At 60.4% G+C, this 23,140-nt stretch carries 19 protein-coding genes; 12 read left to right on the top strand and 7 right to left on the bottom strand.

What is annotated here, in order from left to right; genetic code table 11:
- Position 1: 1 nt before the first annotated feature.
- On the top strand, positions 2–1,468 hold the full coding sequence (locus tag DSM110093_RS06810) for an ABC transporter permease (RefSeq protein WP_243267300.1): 1,467 nt from the start codon (positions 2–4) through the stop codon (positions 1,466–1,468).
- Positions 1,469–1,529: 61 nt separating this feature from the next.
- On the top strand, positions 1,530–3,620 hold the full coding sequence (locus DSM110093_RS06805) for an ABC transporter ATP-binding protein (protein WP_243267299.1): 2,091 nt from the start codon (positions 1,530–1,532) through the stop codon (positions 3,618–3,620).
- A gap of 94 nt (positions 3,621–3,714) precedes the next feature.
- On the opposite strand, the gene DSM110093_RS06800 is transcribed toward DSM110093_RS06805, so the two are convergent.
- Positions 3,715–4,242 (bottom strand): hypothetical protein, encoded by a 528-nt coding sequence (locus DSM110093_RS06800; RefSeq protein ID WP_243267298.1) that lies wholly within the window; start codon positions 4,240–4,242, stop codon positions 3,715–3,717.
- A 182-nt stretch (positions 4,243–4,424) separates the two neighbouring features.
- Positions 4,425–5,036, bottom strand: a complete 612-nt coding sequence (locus tag DSM110093_RS06795) for a lytic transglycosylase domain-containing protein (RefSeq protein ID WP_243267297.1) — start codon at positions 5,034–5,036, stop codon at positions 4,425–4,427.
- A gap of 205 nt (positions 5,037–5,241) precedes the next feature.
- Here DSM110093_RS06795 and DSM110093_RS06790 point away from each other — a divergent pair, with 205 nt between their 5' ends.
- On the top strand, positions 5,242–5,772 hold the full coding sequence (locus tag DSM110093_RS06790) for a single-stranded DNA-binding protein (RefSeq protein WP_243267296.1): 531 nt from the start codon (positions 5,242–5,244) through the stop codon (positions 5,770–5,772).
- Positions 5,773–6,070: 298 nt separating this feature from the next.
- Here DSM110093_RS06790 and aroB read toward each other — a convergent pair whose 3' ends face one another.
- Complete coding sequence (aroB, locus tag DSM110093_RS06785; RefSeq protein WP_243267294.1) at positions 6,071–7,186, bottom strand: 3-dehydroquinate synthase; 1,116 nt, start codon at positions 7,184–7,186, stop codon at positions 6,071–6,073.
- The gene (locus DSM110093_RS06780; RefSeq protein WP_243267292.1) at positions 7,179–7,775 is read right to left on the bottom strand and encodes a shikimate kinase; all 597 of its coding nucleotides are present in this window, start codon (positions 7,773–7,775) and stop codon (positions 7,179–7,181) included. Before DSM110093_RS06780 ends, aroB begins: the two co-directional genes overlap by 8 nt.
- Positions 7,776–7,855: 80 nt before the next feature.
- On the opposite strand from DSM110093_RS06780, the gene DSM110093_RS06775 reads away from it, so the two are divergent.
- Genes DSM110093_RS06775 through DSM110093_RS06765 form a run of 3 tightly spaced genes read left to right on the top strand, consistent with a single transcriptional unit; the run spans position 7,856 to position 10,637 of the window.
- Positions 7,856–8,005, top strand: a complete 150-nt coding sequence (locus tag DSM110093_RS06775) for a hypothetical protein (protein ID WP_167360187.1) — start codon at positions 7,856–7,858, stop codon at positions 8,003–8,005.
- Positions 8,006–8,022: 17 nt separating this feature from the next.
- Positions 8,023–9,657, top strand: coding sequence for a hypothetical protein (locus DSM110093_RS06770; protein WP_243267290.1), 1,635 nt, complete (start codon positions 8,023–8,025; stop codon positions 9,655–9,657).
- On the top strand, positions 9,654–10,637 hold the full coding sequence (locus DSM110093_RS06765; RefSeq protein WP_243267288.1) for a tyrosine recombinase: 984 nt from the start codon (positions 9,654–9,656) through the stop codon (positions 10,635–10,637). The genes DSM110093_RS06770 and DSM110093_RS06765 overlap by 4 nt, the downstream gene beginning before the upstream one ends.
- Here DSM110093_RS06765 and DSM110093_RS06760 read toward each other — a convergent pair.
- On the bottom strand, positions 10,574–11,404 hold the full coding sequence (locus tag DSM110093_RS06760) for a metallophosphoesterase family protein (protein ID WP_243267287.1): 831 nt from the start codon (positions 11,402–11,404) through the stop codon (positions 10,574–10,576). The genes DSM110093_RS06765 and DSM110093_RS06760 overlap by 64 nt on opposite strands.
- A gap of 87 nt (positions 11,405–11,491) precedes the next feature.
- Here DSM110093_RS06760 and DSM110093_RS06755 point away from each other — a divergent pair, with 87 nt between their 5' ends.
- Entirely contained in the window at positions 11,492–12,799 is a 1,308-nt protein-coding gene (locus DSM110093_RS06755; protein WP_243267286.1) for an HlyC/CorC family transporter, read from the top strand.
- Positions 12,800–12,806: 7 nt separating this feature from the next.
- On the opposite strand, the gene DSM110093_RS06750 is transcribed toward DSM110093_RS06755, so the two are convergent.
- Entirely contained in the window at positions 12,807–14,117 is a 1,311-nt protein-coding gene (locus DSM110093_RS06750) for a DUF2254 domain-containing protein (protein WP_243267285.1), read from the bottom strand.
- 144 nt (positions 14,118–14,261) lie between these two features.
- Here DSM110093_RS06750 and DSM110093_RS06745 point away from each other — a divergent pair, with 144 nt between their 5' ends.
- Positions 14,262–14,870 (top strand): nucleotidyltransferase family protein, encoded by a 609-nt coding sequence (locus DSM110093_RS06745; RefSeq protein WP_243267284.1) that lies wholly within the window; start codon positions 14,262–14,264, stop codon positions 14,868–14,870.
- 72 nt (positions 14,871–14,942) lie between these two features.
- Here DSM110093_RS06745 and DSM110093_RS06740 read toward each other — a convergent pair whose 3' ends face one another.
- Positions 14,943–17,876: a Hint domain-containing protein gene (locus DSM110093_RS06740; protein WP_243267283.1), complete on the bottom strand. Its 2,934-nt coding sequence runs from the start codon at positions 17,874–17,876 to the stop codon at positions 14,943–14,945.
- Positions 17,877–19,247: 1,371 nt separating this feature from the next.
- Here DSM110093_RS06740 and DSM110093_RS06735 point away from each other — a divergent pair.
- The 4 genes from DSM110093_RS06735 to DSM110093_RS06720 all read left to right on the top strand — a co-directional run bounded on the left by DSM110093_RS06735 (position 19,248) and on the right by DSM110093_RS06720 (position 23,121).
- Positions 19,248–19,523, top strand: coding sequence for a DUF1127 domain-containing protein (locus DSM110093_RS06735; protein ID WP_243267282.1), 276 nt, complete (start codon positions 19,248–19,250; stop codon positions 19,521–19,523).
- Positions 19,524–19,824: 301 nt separating this feature from the next.
- Positions 19,825–20,793, top strand: a complete 969-nt coding sequence (locus tag DSM110093_RS06730) for an ABC transporter substrate-binding protein (RefSeq protein WP_243267281.1) — start codon at positions 19,825–19,827, stop codon at positions 20,791–20,793.
- 247 nt (positions 20,794–21,040) lie between these two features.
- Positions 21,041–22,066 carry an ABC transporter permease subunit gene (locus tag DSM110093_RS06725; protein ID WP_243267280.1) on the top strand — a complete coding sequence of 342 codons (1,026 nt, stop codon included), beginning with the start codon at positions 21,041–21,043 and terminating at the stop codon, positions 22,064–22,066.
- Positions 22,067–22,074: 8 nt separating this feature from the next.
- Entirely contained in the window at positions 22,075–23,121 is a 1,047-nt protein-coding gene (locus DSM110093_RS06720) for an ATP-binding cassette domain-containing protein (protein ID WP_243267279.1), read from the top strand.
- Positions 23,122–23,140: the final 19 nt, after the last annotated feature.

Raw genomic sequence — 23,140 nt, 5'->3', positions numbered from 1 at the left:
CATGGAACAACTGACATGGACTGGGTCTCTTGCGGGGCTCAATATCATCTTTCTCGGCCTTTGCGTGATGCTGGCCTTGGCCGTCGCGATGCAGATCGTCGTTTCTTTCCTCCCTGCCAGTGACGCGCAGGAGATCAAACCCGATGGCACCGTGGCCCGGCGGGGCGGGCTGGCAGGCGGGTTGAACCGCGCGGTGATCCTACTATTTGCGCTGCTGATCCTTGTGGTGCTGATCTATATCGTCGCCGGTGCCTTCATGGGGCCGCAGGCAGGCATCTTCGGCGGCATGTCGCAGCAGATGCTGCCGGTCTGGATCGCGCTGATCCTGACCTTCGCTGTCTCTATCCACTTCAAACGCCAGCTTGGCCTCTACGGCAAGCTATTCGACAGCACCGTGGGCATGATCGGCTTTGCCATCGTGATGTTCTGGGTCTTCACCGGAGTCTTTGGCGGGTTGTTCGACCTGTTGGTGACGCACGACAGCCTTAGCCAAACTTCGGGCATGAAGAACAAGCTGCCCGGCACCCCGCTGCGCAGCCCCGACGAAGACGAATATCCATGGTTTCTGTTGGGCGGTGACAACCTTGCCCGCGATGTTTTCTCGCGGTTAATCAAGGGCTCTTGGGTCGTGGTGCAGATCGCGCCCTTGGCGACGCTCTTTGCCTTTATGGTGGGGATCACGCTGGGCCTGCCTGCGGGCTACTATGGCGGGCGGCTCGATACGATCCTCAGCTTTTTGGCAAACCTGATCCTCGCCTTCCCGGTGATCTTGCTGTTCTACCTGCTGGTGACGCCCGAAATCGTGCTGACCGGCATCCCGAACTATATGGCCGTGTTCCTGTTCATCTTCCCGCTGATCTTCCTCGCGGTGCTGTTGAACTCGCGCTACTACACGCAGCCTTCGTTCCGCACGCCGCTGTTGATCGTGGTGCTGGGCATTGTCGGCTGGCTCTACCTGTCGCTGGTCTCCACCGACGGCGCGATTGTAGCGACGGATACCTACCGCATCCCCGGCTTGCCGAGCATGATTGACCTCTTCGATATCGACGCCGGCGTGCTGGTGGTCTTTGTCTCGGTCGTCTTCGTGAACTCGCCCACCGTGTTCCGCATCGTGCGCGGCCTCGCGCTGGACATCAAAACGCGCGACTATGTCGCCGCCGCCCAGACCCGTGGCGAAGGCCCGTGGTACATCATGCTGTGGGAAATCTTGCCCAATGCCCGTGGCCCGCTGATCGTCGATTTCTGCCTGCGCATCGGTTACACCACGATCCTTCTCGGCACTTTGGGTTTCTTCGGCCTTGGGCTGGAAAGCGAAAGCCCGGATTGGGGTAGCACGATCAACGCAGGCCGCCGCCTGCTGTCACTCTACCCGCACGCCGCCATCGCACCTGCCCTTGCGCTTCTGAGCCTTGTTCTGGGCCTGAACCTGCTGGCCGACGGCCTGCGCGAAGAATCCTTGCGCGACTAAGAAACGTCATTCGGGGGCACGCCCCCCGGACCCTCTTGATCCCCCCGACTGGGAGAGACAAATGCCAAAGACTGATTACGACGGCCCCATTCTTGAGATTAACAACCTGTCGATCTCGTTCTTCACCCGCCTGCGAGAGATTCCCGCTGTGATGGATTTCTCCGTTAACGTCCAACCGGGCGAAGCCGTGGGGCTGGTGGGCGAAAGCGGCTGCGGCAAATCCACCGTGGCGCTGGGCGTGATGCAGGATTTGGGCCGCAATGGCCGGATCGTTGGGGGCTCGATCAAGTTCAAGGGCCGCGATCTGAGCACGATGAGCGCCGAAGAGCTACGCGACATTCGCGGCAGCGAGATCGCGATGATCTATCAAGAGCCGATGGCCAGTCTGAACCCCGCCATACGCATCGGCAAACAGCTGATGGAAGTGCCGATGATCCACGCCGGCATGTCTGAGAAGGAAGCCTATGCACGGGCGCTTCAGGTGGTCACGGATGTTAAACTCCCCGATCCAGAGCGCATCTTGAAAGCCTATCCGCACCAGCTTTCGGGCGGGCAGCAGCAGCGCATCGTCATCGCCATGGCGCTGATGTCCGAACCCTCGCTTCTGATCTTGGATGAGCCGACGACTGCGCTTGATGTGACCGTCGAAGCGGCGGTCGTGGAACTAGTGAAGGACTTGGGCAAGAAATACGGCACCTCAATGCTGTTCATTTCTCACAACCTCGGGCTGGTCTTGGAAACCTGTGACCGCATCTGCGTGATGTATTCCGGCGAAGCGGTGGAGAAGGGTTCCATCCACGATGTCTTTGACGAGATGCAGCACCCCTATACGCAGGCGCTGTTCCGGTCGATCCCTCTGCCCGGCGCCGACAAGAACGCGCGCCCCCTCGTTGCCATCCCCGGCAACTTCCCCCTGCCCCATGAACGCCCGCCCGGCTGCAACTTTGGCCCCCGCTGCGATTATTTCGTGCCCGGCCGCTGCGACGCCGCGCCGATCCCGATGGAAAGCGTGCCCGAAAATCACCGGCACGAAACCCGTTGCATCCGCTTCCAAGAGATCGACTGGCAAGCGCCGCTGGAACTGGCTGAGGTCAAGGAAAAAGGCGACGTTGGCGAGGTCGTCCTCAAGATGGACAAGCTCAAGAAATACTATCAGGTCGCGGCAAATGCCATGTTTGGCGGAGGCAATACCAAGGTGGTCAAAGCCAACGAGTCGTTGAGTTTCGAGGCCCATGAGAGCGAGACTCTCGCCATTGTCGGTGAATCCGGTTGCGGCAAATCCACCTTCGCCAAGGTCCTCATGGGGCTAGAGACGGCGACCGAGGGGCACATCTACCTTGATGGCAAGGATATTGGCGGGGTGCCGATCGACAACCGCACCACCAAGAACGTCGCCGATGTGCAGATGGTGTTTCAGAACCCCTTCGACACGCTGAACCCTTCCATGACCGTCGGGCGGCAGATCATCCGCGCGTTGGAAATTTTCCGCATCGGCAAGAATGAGAAAGAGCGCAAGCAGCGGATGCTGGAACTTCTCGATCTGGTCAAACTGCCCCGCGAATTCGCAACCCGCATGCCGCGCCAACTGTCGGGCGGGCAAAAGCAGCGCGTCGGCATCGCACGCGCCTTTGCAGGTGACGCGCGGATCGTGGTGGCGGATGAACCCGTCTCGGCCCTTGACGTCTCTGTTCAGGCGGCTGTGACGGATCTGTTGATGGAGATCCAGCGCGAACAGAAAACCACGCTCCTGTTTATCAGCCACGACTTGTCCATCGTGCGCTACCTGTCGGACCGGGTCATGGTCATGTATCTAGGCCATGTGGTTGAGCTTGGAACCACAGATCAGGTCTTCTCGCCCCCCTATCACCCCTATACCGAAGCGCTGCTGAGCGCGGTGCCGATTGCCGATACCAAAGTAAAGAAAAAGCATATCGTGCTGGAAGGCGACGTGCCTTCGGCGATGAACCCGCCCCCCGGTTGCCCTTTCCAAACGCGCTGCCGCTGGAAATCACAGGTGCCCGGCGATCTGTGCGAAAGAGAAGTGCCGCCGATGGTTACCATGGCGGACGGGCATCAGGTCAAGTGCCACTTATCCGCCCAGCAATTCGCCGAAATGGAGCCGGTAATCGAAGTGGGCACCGCTGCCGAGTAGCAGCGCATAAAAATGGCGCGGATCCGGGGAAGATCCGCGCCTTGGTCCTCAGGCTGGGGTACAGGGGAACGCCTGAGGAATTCGCTAATAGACCTTATGGGTCGATTGGGTCGCCAGCTGTGTTCACATTTGCCAGACCTTCGGCCACCACATCCGCGAATGTCGACACCATCGCGACGTAGAACTCGGTCTCGGATGGCTGCACGTTGACATAGCCTTCGGGCGCAATTTCGTCGCCAGCATAGGCAGAGATCATAACCGGAAAGCTAAGACCGGCATTGTCGCCATTGGGGCTGGTGATATCAACAACGCCTTCCAATTGGTTGAATTCTTTGCTGTCTGGCAACATGGTCGAACCGTTCAGCGCGATCTTGCGGATATCAATCTTGATCTGCGGATCAGCGGCGTCGCTGCTCATTGGCACGCGCTCGGCCACTTCGGCACGCAGGTCTTCTTCCAGATCAGGATAGAAATCCATCGCGTTGGCCTCGGTCGATGCCGACACAGACGATTCTACGTCAATCGCGGATACCATGATCTTTTCATCGGCAAAGGCGGAACCGCTAAGGGCGATGGCACTTACACCGGCGGCAAGGGCGATGTTTTTCATATTCGTGAACATGTTGTTCTCCTACGATCTTTTCTTCTCTGCGGCGGGCCAATCCCGCTGCAAGAGGTTCTGATCAGAGAACACCACGAACGCCCCGGTGGTTCCCCGGCACGCCGACAATGATCGAGGGGCATAGGAAGAACCCCGCCCAATTCGGGCAGAGCTATCAGCTATTCGCAAGAAATTTCAGAAGCTTAGCTACCAGAGATCACTTTAACGTAATTGCGCGTTTCTTTATAGGGCGGCACGCCGCCGTACTTCTTCACTGCGCCCGGACCAGCGTTATAGGCGGCCAAAGCAAGCTCCCACGTGCCAAACGCACGGTACTGCATCTTGAGGTAGCGCGCCCCGCCCTCAAGGTTTTGCGCGGGATCAGTCGGGTCTACCCGCAATGCCTGCGCCGTTTGGGGCATCAGTTGCGCAAACCCCATCGCGCCCTTGTGCGACAGCGCCTTGGGGTTCCAACCGCTTTCCTGCTGAACAAGACGCAGAAACAGATCAACCGGAATGCCATGCCGGGTTGCGGCATCGCGCGCAGTGCTCAGGTAAACACCTTTGTAAGAGCCATTATATTTCGGCACATCCCATTTGGTGGGGGTGACAACCTTGGGCGGTTGCAGCCTGACAGACGCGGAATATTGCTTGGAAGCACGGTTATCGAGGATGCTTTTCTGCGATGAAAACAATCCCGCGCGGTTTTTGGTCGCGAACACATCAGCAGCCGCCGAAGCTGCCCCGATTGCGATCAATCCTGCCGCAGTGACCCCTACTGCAGCCAGACTGGCCACAAATCCCGTCTTTTGCATCAACCTGCCCCCTGTCGTTGCATCGCGCGCAGTATACCCAAAACCGCGCCGCGTGCCAGCCCCGCCTCCACCCCCGCGCGGATGGTCGCGCGGGGGTGGAAAGCCGGTGTCATCCGGCGAACAACCACGGTATAAACGGCCGAATTGGGCGCGGTCGGATTCGCGCCCTGAGCAATGACACAGCAATGACAAACGAGGGGGCAAGATGGCCGGCTCAGTGAACAAAGTGATCCTAATCGGCAACCTCGGGCGCGACCCCGAGGTGCGGTCGTTCCAAAACGGCGGCAAAGTGTGCAACCTGCGCATCGCCACCTCGGAGACATGGAAAGACCGCAACACCGGCGAACGCCGCGAGAAGACCGAGTGGCATTCTGTCGCGATCTTCCAAGAAGGTCTGGTCCGCATCGCCGAGCAGTACCTCAAGAAGGGCTCCAAGGTTTACATCGAGGGCCAGTTGCAGACCCGCAAATGGCAGGACCAATCCGGCGCAGACCGCTACAGCACCGAAGTCGTGCTACAAGGCTTTGGCGGCACGCTGACCATGCTTGACGGTCCCGGTGGCGGCTCCGGCGGTGGTGGCGGCGGCTACGGTGGTGGCGGCGGCGGCAATGACTACGGCGGCGGCTATGACAGCGGCCCCTCCTCGCAAGGTGGCGGTGGCAAAGACTACGGCGGCGGCAATGGTGGCGGCGGTGGCGGCGGCAGCCGTGACCTCGACGACGAAATCCCGTTCTAAGCCAACCGGTATAGGACATCCGGCGGGGCGCTGTTGCGCCCTGCCCACCCCATGCGGCCGCTGACGTGACGCGCGCTTAACCTCGCCGCAATAGAACCCTCCCCATCGCGATACCTGCCGGACAGGTGAATTGTTCGGCAACAGGATTAGAGGCTCCGTTTGGGGCCATGTCGAGACGTTCAGACATGCAGGGTGACGCCTGTCTCAGACATCCGATTTGGCGGCGCCGCCATTTTTAAACGGCCCCGAAACTGCACAGATTAGAGGATATGAACCGCCGGGCCCTGCCCGTTGCGGATCACTGCCGCGCGCTTAAGGCGTCGCGCAGCAGGCCCAGCACGTCGGCATTGTCGACCTCGGCCCCGGCAAAGGCCTGCCCGATGCCCCGCGCCAGAACAAAGCGCAAGCGCCCATCGACGACCTTCTTGTCCTGCCCCATGAGGCGCAGCAACTCATCGGCGTCCGGCAAAACACCCGGAATATCGCGCAGGTCGGTCTTCATCCCCATCTGCACCAAATGCGCCCGCAGACGGCTGGGGTCTTCTTGGGGGCAAAGCCCTAAACGGGCGGAGAGTTCAAAGGCCAGCGCACAGCCAATTGCCACGCCCTCACCGTGCAGCAACCGGTCGGAATAGCCCGTCGCCGCCTCAAGCGCATGGCCAAAGGTATGGCCAAGGTTCAACAGCGCACGGTCGCCCTGCTCTGTCTCGTCACGCTGGACGATATCGGCTTTCATCTGAACCGAGCGGCGCACCGCTTCGATCCGCGCGGCCATATCCCCTGCGGCCAAGCTCGGCCCTTGCACCTCTAGCCAGTCAAAGAAATCAGCGTCGCCCAGCAACCCGTATTTGACCACCTCGCCATAGCCCGCCAGAAAATCACGCTCAGGCATGCTGCCCAACACGTCTGTATCGGCCAGTACAAGGCTTGGCTGATGAAACGCACCGATCAAGTTCTTGCCTTGGCTTGCATTGATCCCGGTCTTACCACCCACCGAACTGTCGACCTGCGCCAGAAGCGACGTCGGGATCTGCACAAACCGCACCCCGCGCCGCAAGACGGCAGCAGCAAAGCCCACCAGATCGCCGATCACCCCGCCGCCAAAGGCCACGACGATATCGCCCCGCTCGACCTGTTCGTCCAGCAGCCAGTCAACGCAGCGTTGCAGATTGGCCCAATCCTTGGTGCCTTCGCCCGGCGCGAGTTCCAGCGCCGACATCGAGATCCCCTGCGCCGCCAGCCCATCTCGCAAGGTCTGCAAATGCAACGCGGCCACACGGCTCTCAGTGATGACGGCCACGCGCTTGCGGCGTAGCAACGGAGAAATCAGCGCACCCGCCTCGGCCAGCAGGCCCGACCCGATGATCACATCATATTCGCGCCCCGGCAGGGCCACGGAAACCGTCTCACGCATCCAATTTCTCCAAAACATCGGGCCGGGTCAGCAGCTTTTCGATGACCCGGTTGGCCATTGCGTCAATCGACAGGCGCGGGTCGCAATACACCGACAGGTCCGCCAGCCGGTACAGCGGCACCCGGTCGCGATAGAGCGCCCCCAGCGTCGCCTTGGGATCGGCCGTGCGCAACAGTGGCCGGCTGTCTTTATAACGCACTCGGTTCCACAACAGATCCAGATCCGCATCCAGCCAAAGCGCCACACCATAAGCCGCGATATTGTCGCGATTCACCTCAGCCAGAAACGCCCCACCGCCTGTGGAGAGGATGCACCGTTCTTCTGCCAACAGCCGGGCGATCACCTCAGTCTCGCGCTTGCGAAAGAACGGCTCCCCGTCGCGGGTAAAGATCTCCGGCACGCTGAGATTGGCCGCCGCTTCAATCTCGGCATCGCTGTCCAGAAAGGGCGCACCAAGTTTGGCAGAGACCGCACGCCCCACCGCCGTCTTGCCCGCTCCCATCATGCCAACCAGCGCCACCGTTTTGTTCAGACGGTAACGGGGCGGCGTTTCTTCGCCATCGGTCATGCTGTGCTTAATTCCGCTCATTTTTCTCTGAATGACGTGATCTTGCCGAAAAGGCCATATATAGTTTGGCAAAATAGCAGAATTTCGGGCAGGCATGGTTCATGGGTAAAATTTTTAAGCTTTTGATATTTCTATTGATTGTCGGCTTTATCGGATTGGTGGGCTATGCCTATGTCGGTCCTTTCTTTGGCGTGGATTTTTCACCCGAACAAATCGAGACTCGCCAGCCCGTCACGCTGACAGCGGATTGAACAGGGTGGCAACCGCCATGTCAAATCGCGGCTGGGCCGTCTGTGCTGCTTTGATTTGCTCGGTCAGCGCCAGCGCCTTGCTGGCCGAATCTGCCGAAGACCGCAATCTGGGCCGCACCCCTCGCCAAGCGTCAGAGGCAGAGCAGTCGGCACCCGCCCCGGGCGGCCAACCGCTGTCGGTGATTGACTGGCTCGGCGCGCAGTCTCCGCCCCAGAACCGTCCCAAACGCCCGCCCAATCCCGGCCGGGCAGACGAGCCTCCGGTCGCAGATAACGCCTTGGCTCCTAAGGTGCAGGTCACCCCGTTGGGCGATGGCGCACCGCGCCGCATTGGGCTGGTGCCCAGCACCGTCACCGGGCTGCGCGGCGACATTTGGATGGGCAGCGACACCGCCGCCCTGATTGACCGCATCCGCGACCTGCCGGACCTACATTTGCCCGCCGCCCAGGCACTGCTCTACACCGTGCTTCTGGCCGAGGCGCAGGCCCCGCAAGGCGAAGCGCGCAATGGTGATGAATTGGCGCTGGCGCGCGGGCAAAAACTGATGGAACTGGGCGCACTTGATCCGGCTTTATCATTGATCGAACAGGCGGGTGTCACCACCTCAACCGCTCATTTCGATCTTTGGATGCAGCTTTCCCTGCTGACCGGGACCGAACACCGCGTCTGCGAACGCCTCATGAAAGCGCCGCATCTGACCCGTGATTATGGCACGCGTATCTTTTGCAACGCCCGCGCGGGCAATTGGGAAAATGCCGCCCTGACCTTTGGCTCCGCCCAAGCTCTTGGGCTGTTGCCCCAAGAACAGCTTGAACTCTTTGATCGGTTCCTCAACCCCGACTTCTACGAAGGGGCCGAACCGCTGCGCGTGCCGCGCCAGATGGATCCGATGACCTTCCGTCTGTTTGAAACGATTGGCGAACCGCTGCCCTCGCGCATCCTGCCCCGCGCCTATGCGGTGGCCGATCTGCGTGACATCGCCGGCTGGAAATCCCAGCTAGAGGCCGCCGAGCGCCTGACACGCGCAGGTGCCCTGCCCGACAACCTGCTGCTGGGCCTTTACACCGATCGCCAGCCCGCCGCATCGGGCGGCGTCTGGGACCGTGTCGCGGCCCTGCAACGGTTTGAAACTGCCCTGCGCACCAGCAGTCCCGAAGCGGTGGCCAAAACCTTGCCCCCCGCTTGGGAAGCGATGCGCGAGGCCTCCCTCGAAGTGGCCTTTGCCACGCTCTTTGCCGAACCCTTGTCGACCATTCCGCTGGCGGGCCATGCGGCCATTTTGGCGCGGGATGTGGCGCTGCTCTCTCCGACGTATGAAGCCGCCGCTGCGCGGGTCATTGGCAGATCGCCCGAAGACGAATTGCTGCGCGCCGTGGCCCGCGGCGATACCCCCGCAGGCCCCGCCCCCGATGCGCCTTTGGCCGCCGCGGTGCATGATGCATTCACCAATTCTGCCCCGCGTGCCGATCTGATGGCACTGGCGCGGGACAAAGAATTAGGGATGGCGGTTTTGCGCCTGCTCTCGCTCTTGCATGATGGCGCCAGTGGTGACACATCGGCGCTCCGCGACGCCCTAGCCACCCTGCGCGCCCTCGGGCTGGAAGACACCGCCCGCCGCGCCGCCTTGCAGATTGTATTGCTTCAGCAATGATGATGTCCCATACCCCGACCTTCCACTGGATCTCTAGCTTTCTAGAGGCCGCCGCCGCCGAACAAGGCGCTGCCACGAACACACAGCTTGCCTATGGCCGTGACCTCAAGGATTTTGACGCCTTTTTGGCGCGGCAGAACCATGACTTCCTGACCGCAGGCCGCGGCGAAGTCGAGGATTACCTTGTCTATTGCGACGCTCAAGGTCTTGCCAAATCCACCCGCGCGCGGCGTCTGTCGGCGATCAAGCAGCTCTACCGCTTCGCCTTTGAAGAAGGGCTGCGCGAGGACAATCCCGCAGTACAGATCGCCGGACCGGGCCAAGACAAACGTCTGCCCAAGATCCTGTCCGAAGAAGAGGTCGACCGACTTCTGGATGCCGCGCGCAACTCAGGCCGCGCACTGGCGGACCAACTGCGCAACACTTGCTTGATGGAGCTGCTTTATGCCACTGGCATGCGGGTCAGCGAATTGGTCAGCCTGCCGGTCAGCGCCGCGCGGGGCGATCCGCGCCTGCTGCTGATTTCGGGCAAAGGCGGACGGGAGCGGCTGGTGCCCCTGTCGGAACCCGCACGTGATGCGCTGGCGGCATGGCTGGTGGTGCGCGACAAGGCGGATGATGCTGCCCAAGCCAAGGGGAAACCGCCCGCGCGGCACCTCTTCCCCTCCCGCGGGGCGACGGGCCATCTGACGCGGCATCGGTTCTATCTGTTGATCAAGGAATTTGCCGTGACCGGCGGCGTCCCCCCTGAAAAGGTCACGCCGCACACCTTGCGCCATGCCTTTGCCACGCATCTGCTGGCCAATGGCGCGGACCTGCGCGCGATCCAGACCATGTTGGGCCACGCCGATGTCGCCACGACCGAGATCTATACCCATGTACTGGAAGAGCGCCTGTCCGACCTCGTGCTAGAGCGTCACCCTCTGGCCAAAGACGGCACCCGCAACCCCGGTGGCAACACGTCTTCCGAGGGCCAGTAACCGCTTTGCAGCGCGTCCGCATAGGCGCGCGGCAGACCGGCCTTGGCCATATCGGCCACGGCACCTGCGACGTCATAGCTGAGCCGATGAAACGTCACCGCGCCCCCGTCCAGCAACGCCACCCGCGTCTGCTGGGCACCGTCGTGGGGCGGCATGCCGATGACGCCCGCATTGGTCCAGCACCCGCGGGGCGTCTCGCGTATAAACGGCAGGCCGGAATGCCCGGCGATGATGTGATCGAGCGGGCCAACGACCTCCTCCACCGCCTGCCACTCCTCCTCAAACACCGCCTCTGCACTCTCTGACCAGATGAACCGCGCCACGTCGCGCACCCCGCCGTGGATCACGCCATAGCGCTGGCCTTGATGCTGGAACACCGCCACATCCGGCAGTGACCCCATCCAAGCCTTCGCCTCTGCGGCCAAAGCCTGCGCGGCATGGGCGTACCACGCGCCCGACAGCATGTCGCAGCTGCTGCCCGGTGAAAATCCACAGCCGCAATCCTCGGCCCCGCTGGCCAGTTGCACCTCACAATTGCCCGCCACCACGGCACAGCCAAGCGCCCGGATCGCCGCCATACTTTCGCTTGGCGCACCGCAATAGGCAACAATATCCCCGGTGCAGATCATCTGATCCCCGCCGATCCCGCGCGCGGCGGCAAAATCAGCCAGTGCCTCTATCGCCTGAAGGTTGGAATAGGGCCCACCGAACAACAGCAGCGGCCCGTCCAGAACCCCTAGGTCTGCCCAGTTGATTTTCGCCTGCATCGCACCACCCTGCACTGTCGCAACCCTTGAATGACGCAGCCCCTGCGCCCATAACAATCACACACATAATGGATGGATTTAGACCTCATGGAAACGGGCCCCGCCCTTTTTGACACCGCTTTCTGGATCAGTACCGGAATTATCCTTTTTCTCCTTGTCCTGTCGGGCTTCTTTTCGGGGTCCGAGACGGCGCTGACCGCCGCCTCGCGCGGCAAACTGCGTGCGCAGGCCGACAAAGGATCAAGTGGGGCGATACGGGCGCTCAAGATCACCGAGGATAATGAGCGGCTGATCGGTTCGGTCCTTCTGGGCAACAACTTGGTCAACATCCTTGCAGCCTCCTTGGCGACGGCGCTGTTCACGCGGCTTTTCGGTGAGAGCGGTGTGGCGCTGGCCACACTGGTGATGACGCTTCTGGTGCTCGTCTTCTCCGAGGTTCTGCCCAAGACCTATGCCATCACCAATGCCGAGACTGCCGCCGCGCTGGTTTCGCGGCCCATTAGCCTTGTGGTGTTTCTGTTCTCTCCGGTCGTGACGGCAGTGCGGTTTTTCGTACGCGGTGTGCTGCGGCTGTTTGGGGTGCAGATTGACCCCGACAGCAACATCCTCGCCGTGCGCGAAGAGATCGCCGGGGCGTTGCAACTGGGCCATTCCGAGGGTGTCGTCGAAAAAGAGGACCGCGATCGCATCTTGGGCGCGCTCGACCTGCGCGAACGCGCGGTCGAAGAGGTCATGCTGCACCGTTCGGGGATTGAGATGATCGACGCGGCGTCTGACCCGACCGACATCATGGAAAAATGCCTGCAATCGAACCACACACGCCTGCCCGTTTTCCGCGATGACCCTGAAAACATCATCGGCGTGATCCACGCCAAAGACCTGTTGCGCGCCATGTATAAGCTGATTGGTGGCCCCAATGGCGACGCAGCGGCGCTCAACGGGTTCAACGTGGCCGATGTGGTGATGAAGCCCTATTTCGTGCCCGAAACATCCACCCTTGATGAGCAGATGCGCCAATTCCTGCGCCGCCGCACGCATTTTGCGCTGGTGGTGGATGAATATGGCTCGCTTCAAGGTCTGATCACCCTTGAGGATATTCTGGAAGAAATCGTGGGCGAGATTACCGATGAATTCGACCCGGATGCGGATCACCCGTTAAAGCAATCCGAAGACGGGCATCTGATGGTCGAAGGCGCGATGACGATCCGCGACCTAAACCGCGCAACGGATTGGTCGCTGCCCGATGATGAGGCCAATACCATCGCTGGTCTGGTGATCCATGAGGCGCAGATGATCCCCACCGTGGGGCAGGTTTTCTCGTTCCACGGTTTCCGGTTCGAGGTGATTGAGCGGGACGGCAATCGCATTACCCAGCTGAAAATCCGCCCGCTCTAAGCACGGGTTATTCCGGCGACTGCACCGCCGCGCGCACATCTTCCTGCGCGGCGGACCAAATACGCGCCCGGTCTGGGCCAAAGGGCACTTCCTCAAAGGCGCGGCGCAGATGGTTTTCTGCCGCTTCTCGGGCTGCGGCGGCAAGGCCCGCATCAGGATGATGCATCAACCCGGCAAGCACCTGTTGCAAAGCCATTTGCACCTCAACCACAGACGCACCGTCGCGGGCCAATGCGCCGAAACCGTCCTCAATCAGCGCCTCTGCCGCAATGGGCGCGATATGCAGGTTGGGCAGCTCTATTTCCTCTGTGGGTTCCGCTTCGTCCGAGTAATAGGACAGAATGCGCCCGATACGGGTGATCACATCAATCGCCGTGCCGCCATCGTTGATCCCCGGCGACAACGCTTTTGAGGCGACCTCTCCCAGCACACGCAACCCAAAACGCGGGTCTTGGTCAAAGGTGCGCAGATCACCCAGTTGCACGGTGCTAGTCACTTTTTCCTCAAGGCTTTCCCAATCATGTTCGGCATCCTGGGGGGTCCCACGGCGGGCGGCCCTAACCAGCGGCTCTCCGACAAAAACAAAATCCCCGATCCGCCGGGTAAGATAGACCTCGACCCCGTGATCGCGGGCCTGCTGATCGAGGGCTTCGGGGTAGATATGTTTCAGATAACCGCTTTCGCGGGCAAAAATCGGACGGGCATCTTCGGGGGCCGGACCCGTCAAAGGGTGGCCGCCCATACAAGGGGTTTTCAGCCGTTCCTTGAACAGCGACGTGGTCACGCTTTCGATCTGGCGCGTGGTGTCGATCAAACTGCCAAAGCTTTGCAGATGCAGCACCCAGCGGATCAGAAAGACCACGATAATCGCCAGCACCATGACCGTTGTCAGAAACAACACAAAAGAGCGTTCGTCGACATAAACACCCAGTTCGCGCATGATGATTGCTACCAGCGCATAGACATAGGCACCGATGAACACTGCAAGCGTGTTCTGGGTGGTCCGATCTTGGATAATCAACCGATGCGCACGCGGCGTAAACTGCGCCGAGGTAGAGCGGTAGACTGTGACCATAATCGTGATCGAAAAGATCGTAACAGCCAACATCGCATCTGCAATGATCTGCAACAGCCGATCCGCGGCGTCGCCTGTTAATCGCGTGGCGACTTCCTTGGGCACCAAGGGTTCAAACAGTTGCGTCATCCCAAGGGCGACAAAGGCCAACAGCCCCATAAAGACCACCCGCACCCAAAGCTTGCGGGAATATTCGCGGGCCTTGCGAAACAGGGTATGGGGGATCAGATCTTTGATGTTCATGGGGCAAGGGTAGCACGAAAAAGCGCCATGCCAACGGTGCCTTAGCGGGAATCTTTGGCTTGAGGGGGCTCTTGGGGTATCACTCACGCGGCCCTAGCCCCGAAGGGTCTTATCCCCGCGCCATTCCCTCGTTACTCTGGCGCCATGACACTTACCCCTCTCCCCGTGATCCTCCTTGCCGCTGGTGCCTCGACCCGGATGCGCGGGCGTGACAAATTGATGGAAGACATCGGCGGCCAGCCCTTGCTGCGCCGTCAGGCCCAGCTCGCGCTATGCCTTGGCCCCGTAACCGTCGCCCTGCCGCCAGCGCCGCACCCGCGCTATACCGCGCTCAGCGGGCTTGAGGTCACCGCCCTGCCCATCCCTGATGCGGCCGAGGGCATGGGGGCGAGCCTTCGGGGCGCCTTTGCCGCCCTCCCGCCCAAGACCCCGGCGGCGATGGTGACGCTGGCCGATATGCCAGAGGTGCAGGCCGCAGACCTTACCCGTCTAGCCGCGGCGGTTGATCTGAACAGCGAGACATTGATCTGGCGCGCGGCGACTGAAGACGGCACGCCCGGACATCCGATCATCTTTGCAGCGGCGCTGTTCGATCAGCTTAGGCAGCTTAGCGGCGATGATGGAGGGCGCGCGGTGGTTCGCGGAGCCGCAGGCCGTGTGCAACTGGTCCCCCTGCCCGGTCAGCGCGCAAGGCTAGATCTCGACACCCCGGAAGACTGGGCCGCATGGCGGACCCAGCAGAGGGAGAAATAGCCCCCGCACAAAAGAAAACGGGGCGGTCACCCGCCCCGTTTCTAAGCTGCATCGCTTCCCGCCCCCGCGGGTTTATTTTACCAGCAAGCTGGCTTCGTGCTTTTTCAGCGAACGCCGCGCGGCGGTATAGCCTTCGATACCCTCTTGCGTCGCAAGCTCTGGGAAGAGCTCGAGGATCTCGTTGCGTTGCTCTTCGCCGATACCGGCCAGCGACATATCACCAGGCTGGAAGCTTTCGGTCCATGTGCCGTCCGACAGGATCACCTCATGGCGGTCGAACATCACGTGGATGTAAGTGGTGCCAGAGACTTCAACCACGTCGATGCCGTCCATGCCGGTCAGATGTTTCGCCGCGACCAACACTTCACGCTCTTCAAAATACAGCGCTGTCTTCTCGTTGGCGACCAACACACGGTGGTTGGGGCTGACCATCATGTCACGCTCTGGCAGTGCATTGCCAAGCGCGCCTTTGCGGATCAGCACCGGCTTAAGATGGGCGGCCATCTCGAACTCGGCCCCTGTCATCTCACGGGCACCGGCCCAGCGGATCGTCTGAATGCCGTTGTCGCGGGTGATGACCCGGTCACCGACCTGAAGTTCCTCGACACGGACCTCGCCTTTTGGCGTGGCGATCTTGGTGCCGGGTGTGAAACAGGGGATCACATTCTCGATCTCGACAAAGTTCAGACGCCCGGCATCGCTGCCGTCTTCGTTGAAGTAGTCAACAAAACCGTCTTCACGGTCGTCCGAGGTATAGGTGACCTCCAAACGGCCCCCCTCGGGCGCCGAGTCGCGCAGATCAAGCGTGTCAATGTCTACGCCAGCGCTGCCACCGTCGACATCATCGCCCGCATTCACGTTAACAAAGCTGTCCTGATCGGCCCCCCCGGTCATCACGTCAACACCCGCACCACCGTCGAGCAGATCATCGCCCTGACCGCCTTGCAACGTGTCATCGCCCTCGCCACCCATCAGCGTGTCATTCTCGCCGCCACCGTCGAGCAGATCGTTGCCCTCGCCGCCGACCAGCAGGTCATCGTCACGGTTGCCGCGCAGCGTGTCGTCGCCGGTGCCGCCGTCAAGCTCGTCAGTGCCCTGACCACCCGAGATGCTGTCATCGCCCTGACCGCCAAGCAGCGTGTCGTTGCCGGTGTTGCCTTCGATGATGTCATCGTCGATCTGGCCGTCGATATAGTCATCGCCCGAGCCGCCGCGCAGCAGGTCTGCGTCATCGGCGCCATAGATCACGTCGTTGCCGGACCCACCATCAACCGTGTCCATCCCGTTGGTCGGGTTGCGGTCTGGGGTGAAGGGGTTGGACGCATCTTCTTCGTCGGGGATGTCGAGCACGTCGAGCCCCAGATCAGGGTCGTTGCCAGCGTAGATCGTGTCATTGCCAGCGCCGCCGAGCAGACTGTCGTTGCCCTCGCCGCCAACGATACGGTCATCGCCGTCGCCACCGTCGACGATATCGTCGTCGATACCTGCGTTAATGACGTCGTCGCCAGTGCCGCCAAAGATGGTGTCGCGGTCGTCGCCGGTGCTGATCGTGTCATTGCCCGCGCCGCCATCGACATAGTCACGGTCGTTCTCGGGGTCGACATCGGGGTCAAAGCTCAGGCTGTCGCTGTCGCTTTCTGGATAGCCCAGATCGGGTGCGAGATCGTCGTTGCCGGTGGTGATCATATCGTCACCCTCGCCGCCATAGACTTCGTCAGACCCTGCGCCGCCTTCGACGATGTCATTGCCGTCGCCTGCAAGAATGGTGTCGTCGCCGTCACCGGCGCGGACATAGTCGTCATCGCCTTCGGCACCGGGCAGCAGCGCGTCGTCGTTGTCGATCATGTCGCCATCGGGATCGCCGGTATAGGCGGTGTCGATCAGATCGTCGCCATCCGTGCCGTCTACATAGCCGTCACGGTCTGTCGGCGGCGGCGGGGGCGGTGTGCCGCCGTCATCTACCGTCACGATCACCGAGCCTTCGTCGGTCAGCCCGTCGGGGTCCGCCACGGTATAAGTGATCGTCGCGTCACCGGTGAAATCGTCATTGGCGACAAAGGTGATGGTGCCATCGTCATTGATGGTCACGGTGCCATCATCGCTGGACGCATCAGCCACGCTTAGCGTGTCGCCGTCAACGTCGGTGTCGTTTTCCAGAACCGGGATCACGACCGCTTCAGTGCCGGTGGTGGTGGCGGTGTCGTCGTTCGCTTCAGGCGCATCGTTCACCGGGTTTACGGTGACATTAACAGTGCCGGTATCGGTGCCGCCGTTGCCGTCATCCACGGTGTAGCTGATGGTGGTGTCACCGTTGAAATCTGCGTTCGGCGTGAAAGTCAGCGTGCCATCATCATTGATGACAACATCCCCGACGGGGCAGCTTGCCATGGTGATGGTCAGCGTGTCGCCATCGGCGTCTGTGTCATTACCCAACACGTCAACGGTGCCAGAGGTGTCTTCGTCGATCTCCAGCATGTCGTCTTCGGCCACCGGGGCATCGTTGCCGCCACCTTGGGGCTGGCCATCTTCAAAGGTCACGTTATCAATCGCACCGGAGCCTTCAAAACGGACCTCCATACGGGACACGTCCTGCACGTTAAGCAGCACAGTGCGCTCTCCCCCGTCCCCTGTTGGGTCAACGAATTGGTTGTCGATGACATTGCCATTCGCATCGTAGAAAATCATCCGCGTGCCTTCGCCGCCGTTTTCTTCGATGTCTTTGAAAGTCAGGCTCTTCATCTGGACGCCATCTTCGAAGTCGAAGAACAGGCTGCCGCCGCCCGCGTTGTCGTCAGGGTCGTTTTGATCGCCATCTTCCGAAACGATCAACAGACCTTCAAGCGTATCGGAGCCCAGATCGCTATCACCGCCTGTTGGATTGCTGCTGTCAAAGATCATCGCCTGACCGGAGCCGCCGCTGGCCGAAACCGTGACGCCCATATCTGCGTATTCATCATCGACGACGGTGCCTGCGCTGAACGCGTTGAAATCAAGTGTTCTAATCATTGTGAATTCTCCTGAGCGGTGTTGCACGCGGCGCGCAACGCGGCCGTCTTGGAAGTGAATGCAGTTTCAATCTGACGAATAGGGCGCCGAACGGAAGAGCGGCTGAATTGGGCATTTCTTGCCCCGCAGAAGGCCGATGGACTGGCCAGTCGCTTTTGTATCATCTTGTCTCTCCCTCCGTTCATACGCGCCCCGCTGGCTAAAGCTCCAGGTCTGACGGCACGCACCTTTGCAGCAACGTGGGGGACAAGCCGGCATAGGGCCTTAACCGGGATCAATTCCCCGGTGGCTTTGTGAATACGGTCGCAAACTATACGGCGTACCCACATTTCCCGCATACTCGATGCGCTCAATGCGGCCGCCCCCGTGACCTACAGACTTCTTATGCCCCCCAGTTGGGCACCTATATGAATAGACAACCTATTCTCATGGACAAAGCAAAAAATGTTTGAAAATTGCCGGAACCAAGTGAAGTTTTGCCATAATTCAGGTGGTTTAGCAGATCTAATTGCGGCGATTGTTTCCCCGGCGCAGAGAGCCAAAATCGCAGATCGTCATAAAATTAAGGAAAAAGAACGAAACGCGACCGCCGGATACGCGCGTCCTCGAGGGTACTGTTTCATATTTTGCTACAATTGCGCCACAAAATGACCTCAAGCGCGCCGCCATGTTATTGTCATATTTCCCGAATGCTTGTTCACGGTATGGAACCAATGCGGCCAAAACCTGTGAAACTGGTGACGCGATACCTCTGCCCTCGCCTCATTTACGTCGAATCACTTTGATTGGGGAAACGGAGCTTAAGCCACGTCCCCAGCTCTAAAAGAACGCCTGCAACGCCCGATAAAGCCGAAACCACCCCCGGCGCACCAACAGGCGGCAGGTCGGACATGATGGCCAAATCAGGTGACCGCTACCGAGCGCAGTATCGCCCTCTTCCCCCGGCCTAAAGGCACCTCGAACCGACACCCAAAACGACCCTTCATGCGCCCCAAACGACACGGGTGCCGACACGGCGACGACATCAGCGATAGTCCAACCATACTGTGCGATGCGGCCCCAACCTGTGGCAGGTTGTCACACCCCCATTCCCCCCTATTGCAAAGGCCGCTCGGGTGAACCAAATGCGCCCTATGTTGATGTATGCTGTTCATATGAGGCGCCCGCGCAGACCGGGCACATTGCTGAACCGCCGGTAGCCCCGGTCGGACAGGCCGATCCGCCTGTTCGTGCCATGGGGGTTCCAACTGACTTTCCGGATCACACTCGGGATAAGACCCACACGACCGACCCGGCCCGGCCATCTGGCACAGACCGTCGTCTCTCGCGGATCCATCCTCTTCTGACACTAAAATTGATATGGAGCATGCTATGCATTTCCGCCTGCTGAAAAACACCAACCAAATCGCCGGAATGCCCGGAAACGCCTTTGCCGGAAGCGCAATGCCCCATGCTGGTGCGCCTGAAGGTCTGGCACTTGCCGCCATGCTGCGCCGTGCGCTGCGCGACACCGCGCGCCGTTGGGAGCGTAACCGCACCCTTTCGACCTTGAACGCCATGGACGACCGTCTACTGCAAGATATCGGCCTCAACCGCAAAGAGATCCCGCAGCATATTCGCGACATGGAAAGTTTTTCCCGCCGCTGATGGATTGGGCACGCGCGTCTACCGAATGACGCGCGAATGGCCCTATCTATAAGGCGTCTCGCATAGGGCTGCCGCCTGCCAATCCTCCGCGCCAACACCGGCGCGGGGCCTGATCTTGCGTGCATCGTCACGCAATCGTGTTGCACTTAGCCGACCGACCTGCTTTCTTATCTCCAGCATACCCGACCATCCGAAGCTGCCGCGCCAAGCCGCGCGACTGGCTTCTTACTCATGCAACGGGTCACAAAATCAGCGGACCGCGCCTGCGCGGAACTGCGGATACAATAGAGGAGATATCACTATGAAACGCTTTTTGCTTGGCACGGCTTTTGCTGTTGCAACCCCCATGGCTGCCGCCGCTCAGGATTGCGGCGAAGTCTCGATCGCGGAAATGAACTGGGCTTCGGCGCAGATCGTCACTGCCGTGACTGAATTTCTGCTGGTCCAAGGCTATTCCTGCGATGTGACCGTTGTCCCGTCCGACACCACGCCTGCCGTGACATCGCTGTCGGAAAACAACGAACCGGACATCGTGCCCGAACTGTGGCCAAACTCCGCCGGTGACGCCTACAAGAAGCTGAAAGCGGACGGCAAGATCGTCGAGTTGACCTCTGTCCTCGATCCCGGCGGCGTCGAAGGCTGGTGGATCCCCACCTATCTGGCCGAAGAACACCCCGAGCTTAAGACCATCGAAGGCATTCTGGAAAATCCCGAACTGGTCGGCGGCATGTTCAACAACTGCCCCGATGGCTGGGGCTGCCGCGTGGTGAGCGACAATCTCGCACGCGCCTATGACCTCGAAGGTAACGGCATCGAAGTGTTCAACCACGGCTCAGGCGAGACGATGGTGACCTCGATGGCGTCGGCCTACGAGAGCCAAGAGCCTTGGTTCGGCTACTACTGGGCGCCGACCACCCCGCTTGGCAAATACGACATGACCAGCGTCGATCTGGGTGAATATGACGAAGCTGCGCATAACGCCAACCAAAACGCCGACAACCCAGAGCCCAAGGCATCGGCCTTCCCAACGGCGCCGGTGCTGACCGTCATGACCAAAGATTTCCATGACGCGAACCCCGAAATCGCGGAATTCATCGGCAATGTGACCTTCAAAACAGACTCGATGAGCCAACTGCTGGCTTGGCAGGGTGAGAACAACGCCTCCAACGAGGAAGCGGCTGTTTACTTCTTGCAAAACAACAAGGACGTCTGGGCCGATTGGCTGAGCGAAGACGCCCGTGGCAACCTGTCCAAGCTGCTTGAGCAGTAAGACAGTATGACAGATTATCGGGCGGGGACCTTTACAGGTTCCCGCCCGATTGTTTCAGAACTGGCGGCAAGACTTACGTCTTTTCACACCCACTGCGCGCGGGCTTTGGCCGCGCCGCGCAGTTTCTTTGCAAGGACATAGGTGTAGATATGCCGCCTCTCTTTGGGGCAAGCTGTTCCGTGCGACGCGCATGTTGAACCGCGCTCTGAAAAAGCAAACGGTCTGATCCAGACCGGGAAAGCGACAGATGGCAACTTACGACAATTTCTTTGACACGCTCGGCCTGCGCGGCTGGTGTGGCGACGACCAAGGCGGTGGGCTTAGCTCCATGGCCGATCTCATGGGGCAAGCGGGCGGCGATACCGACACGACGCTCTGGGACATGCCCTTTCCCTCGCTCGATGCGCTGCACGACAGCTGTGATGCGATCCCGCAGTCACGCGATCTGACCCAAGGGTTAGAGCAAGGGTTTCTTTCGATCAAGGACAGCCTGAAAGTGATCGTGGACCCGCTGACCCAACCGCTAAGCTGGGCTTTGGAGAATGCGCTGTGGATCATGCAGGCAGTGCCGTGGTTCATTATGATCCCGTTGTTGATGGTCATCACCTATGCCGTTGGCCGCTCGCTCAAACTGGTTGGTTTGGTCGCTCTGGTTTTCGGCTTTTTGGCGTTCATCGACTTTTACGAACACACGATGCAGACGCTGGCGATCATTTTTGTTTGCGCCTTTATATGTGTGCTTTTGGGCGTACCCATTGGCATCGCAATGTCGCGCAGTGACCGGGTGCAGCGCACGATGATTCCGATCTTGGACATGCTGCAAACCCTGCCGCCCTTTGTCTATCTGATCCCGCTGATCTTCCTGTTCTCGGTGACCGAGCCGAAGCTCTACGGCATCGCCATCATCCTTTACGCCATCGTGCCAGTGGTGCGCCTGACCGACCTTGGCATTCGCCTTGTCGATCAAGACGTGATCGAGGCCGCAGATGCCTTTGGCATGACCAACCGTCAAAAGCTCTACAAGGTGCAGATCCCGCTGGCGCTGCCCAACATCATGGCCGGTGTGAACCAGACCATCATGATGAGCCTTGCCATGGTCGTCATCGCCTCGCTCGTTTCGGCCCCCGGTCTGGGTGTGCTGGTGCTGCGCGGTATCCGAAGCCTTGAGTTGGGTGTCGGTCTTCTGTCGGGTCTGGGGATCGTCCTTTTGGCGATCATCCTTGACCGGGTCACCAAAGCCGCGCTTGCGCGGATCAATGCATCGCAGAAGTGAGACCAGCCATGACAGACGATATCAAAATCTGCGTTCGCAACCTCTATAAGATCTTTGGAGATGACCCACAGGGCGCGCTGGAGAAGGTGCGCGGCGGCATGAGCAAGGCCGACCTTCAGGCCGAGACCGGCCATGTGCTGGGCCTCAACAACATCAACGTGGACATGCCTGCGGGCAAGACCACGGTGATTATGGGCCTGTCTGGGTCAGGTAAATCGACCCTGATCCGGCACCTTAACCGGCTCATTGACCCCACCTCGGGCGAAGTGATCATGAACGGCGAGAACATCCTCGACTACAACGAGCGGCGACTGCGTGAGATGCGCAAGCACGAGATGTCGATGGTGTTCCAAAAGTTCGCTCTGTTGCCGCATCGGACCGTGTTGGAGAACGCCGGGCTGAGCTGGGAGATCGAAGGCAAGAACCGCAGCAAATACGCGGCCGAGGCCACCAAATGGCTGAACCGCGTCGGGCTAGAGGGCCAAGGAGAGCAGTACCCTGCGCAGCTATCTGGCGGGATGCAGCAGCGGGTCGGCATCGCCCGCGCGCTCACGTCGAATTCTGACGTGATGCTGATGGACGAGGCGTTCTCGGCGCTCGACCCGCTGATCCGGACCGACATGCAGGATCTGCTGATCGAGTTGCAAGAAGAACTGCACAAGACCGTGATCTTCATCACCCACGATCTGGATGAGGCGCTGAAACTGGCGGACCATCTGGTGATCTTGAAGGACGGGTTCATCGTGCAGCAAGGCGAGCCGCAGCATATCCTGCTGAACCCCAACGATCCCTATATCGAAGCCTTCGTCAGCGACATCAACCGCGCGCGGGTGCTGCGCGTCCGCTCGGTCATGGAGAAGACCGAGGTGCCGCCTGCGGATGTGGCCGGTGAGGTCGATTTCGACGACACGCTGGAAAGCATCATCGCGGTTTCAGGCGGGGATACGACCAACAACTACCGCGTCATGCGCGAGGGCCGTCAGGTCGGCGTCCTGCATATGCGCGATCTGGTTCGCGCGCTGGTGCCCCGCCACCCCGGCGAAACGGCAGAGTAACGCTGCGCCAACCTTTGAG

It is taken from the genome of Sulfitobacter sp. DSM 110093 (assembly GCF_022788715.1).
Lineage (GTDB): Bacteria > Pseudomonadota > Alphaproteobacteria > Rhodobacterales > Rhodobacteraceae > Sulfitobacter.
Note: the sequence above shows the minus strand (reverse complement) of the source record. Positions and strands in the feature narration are given on the sequence as shown.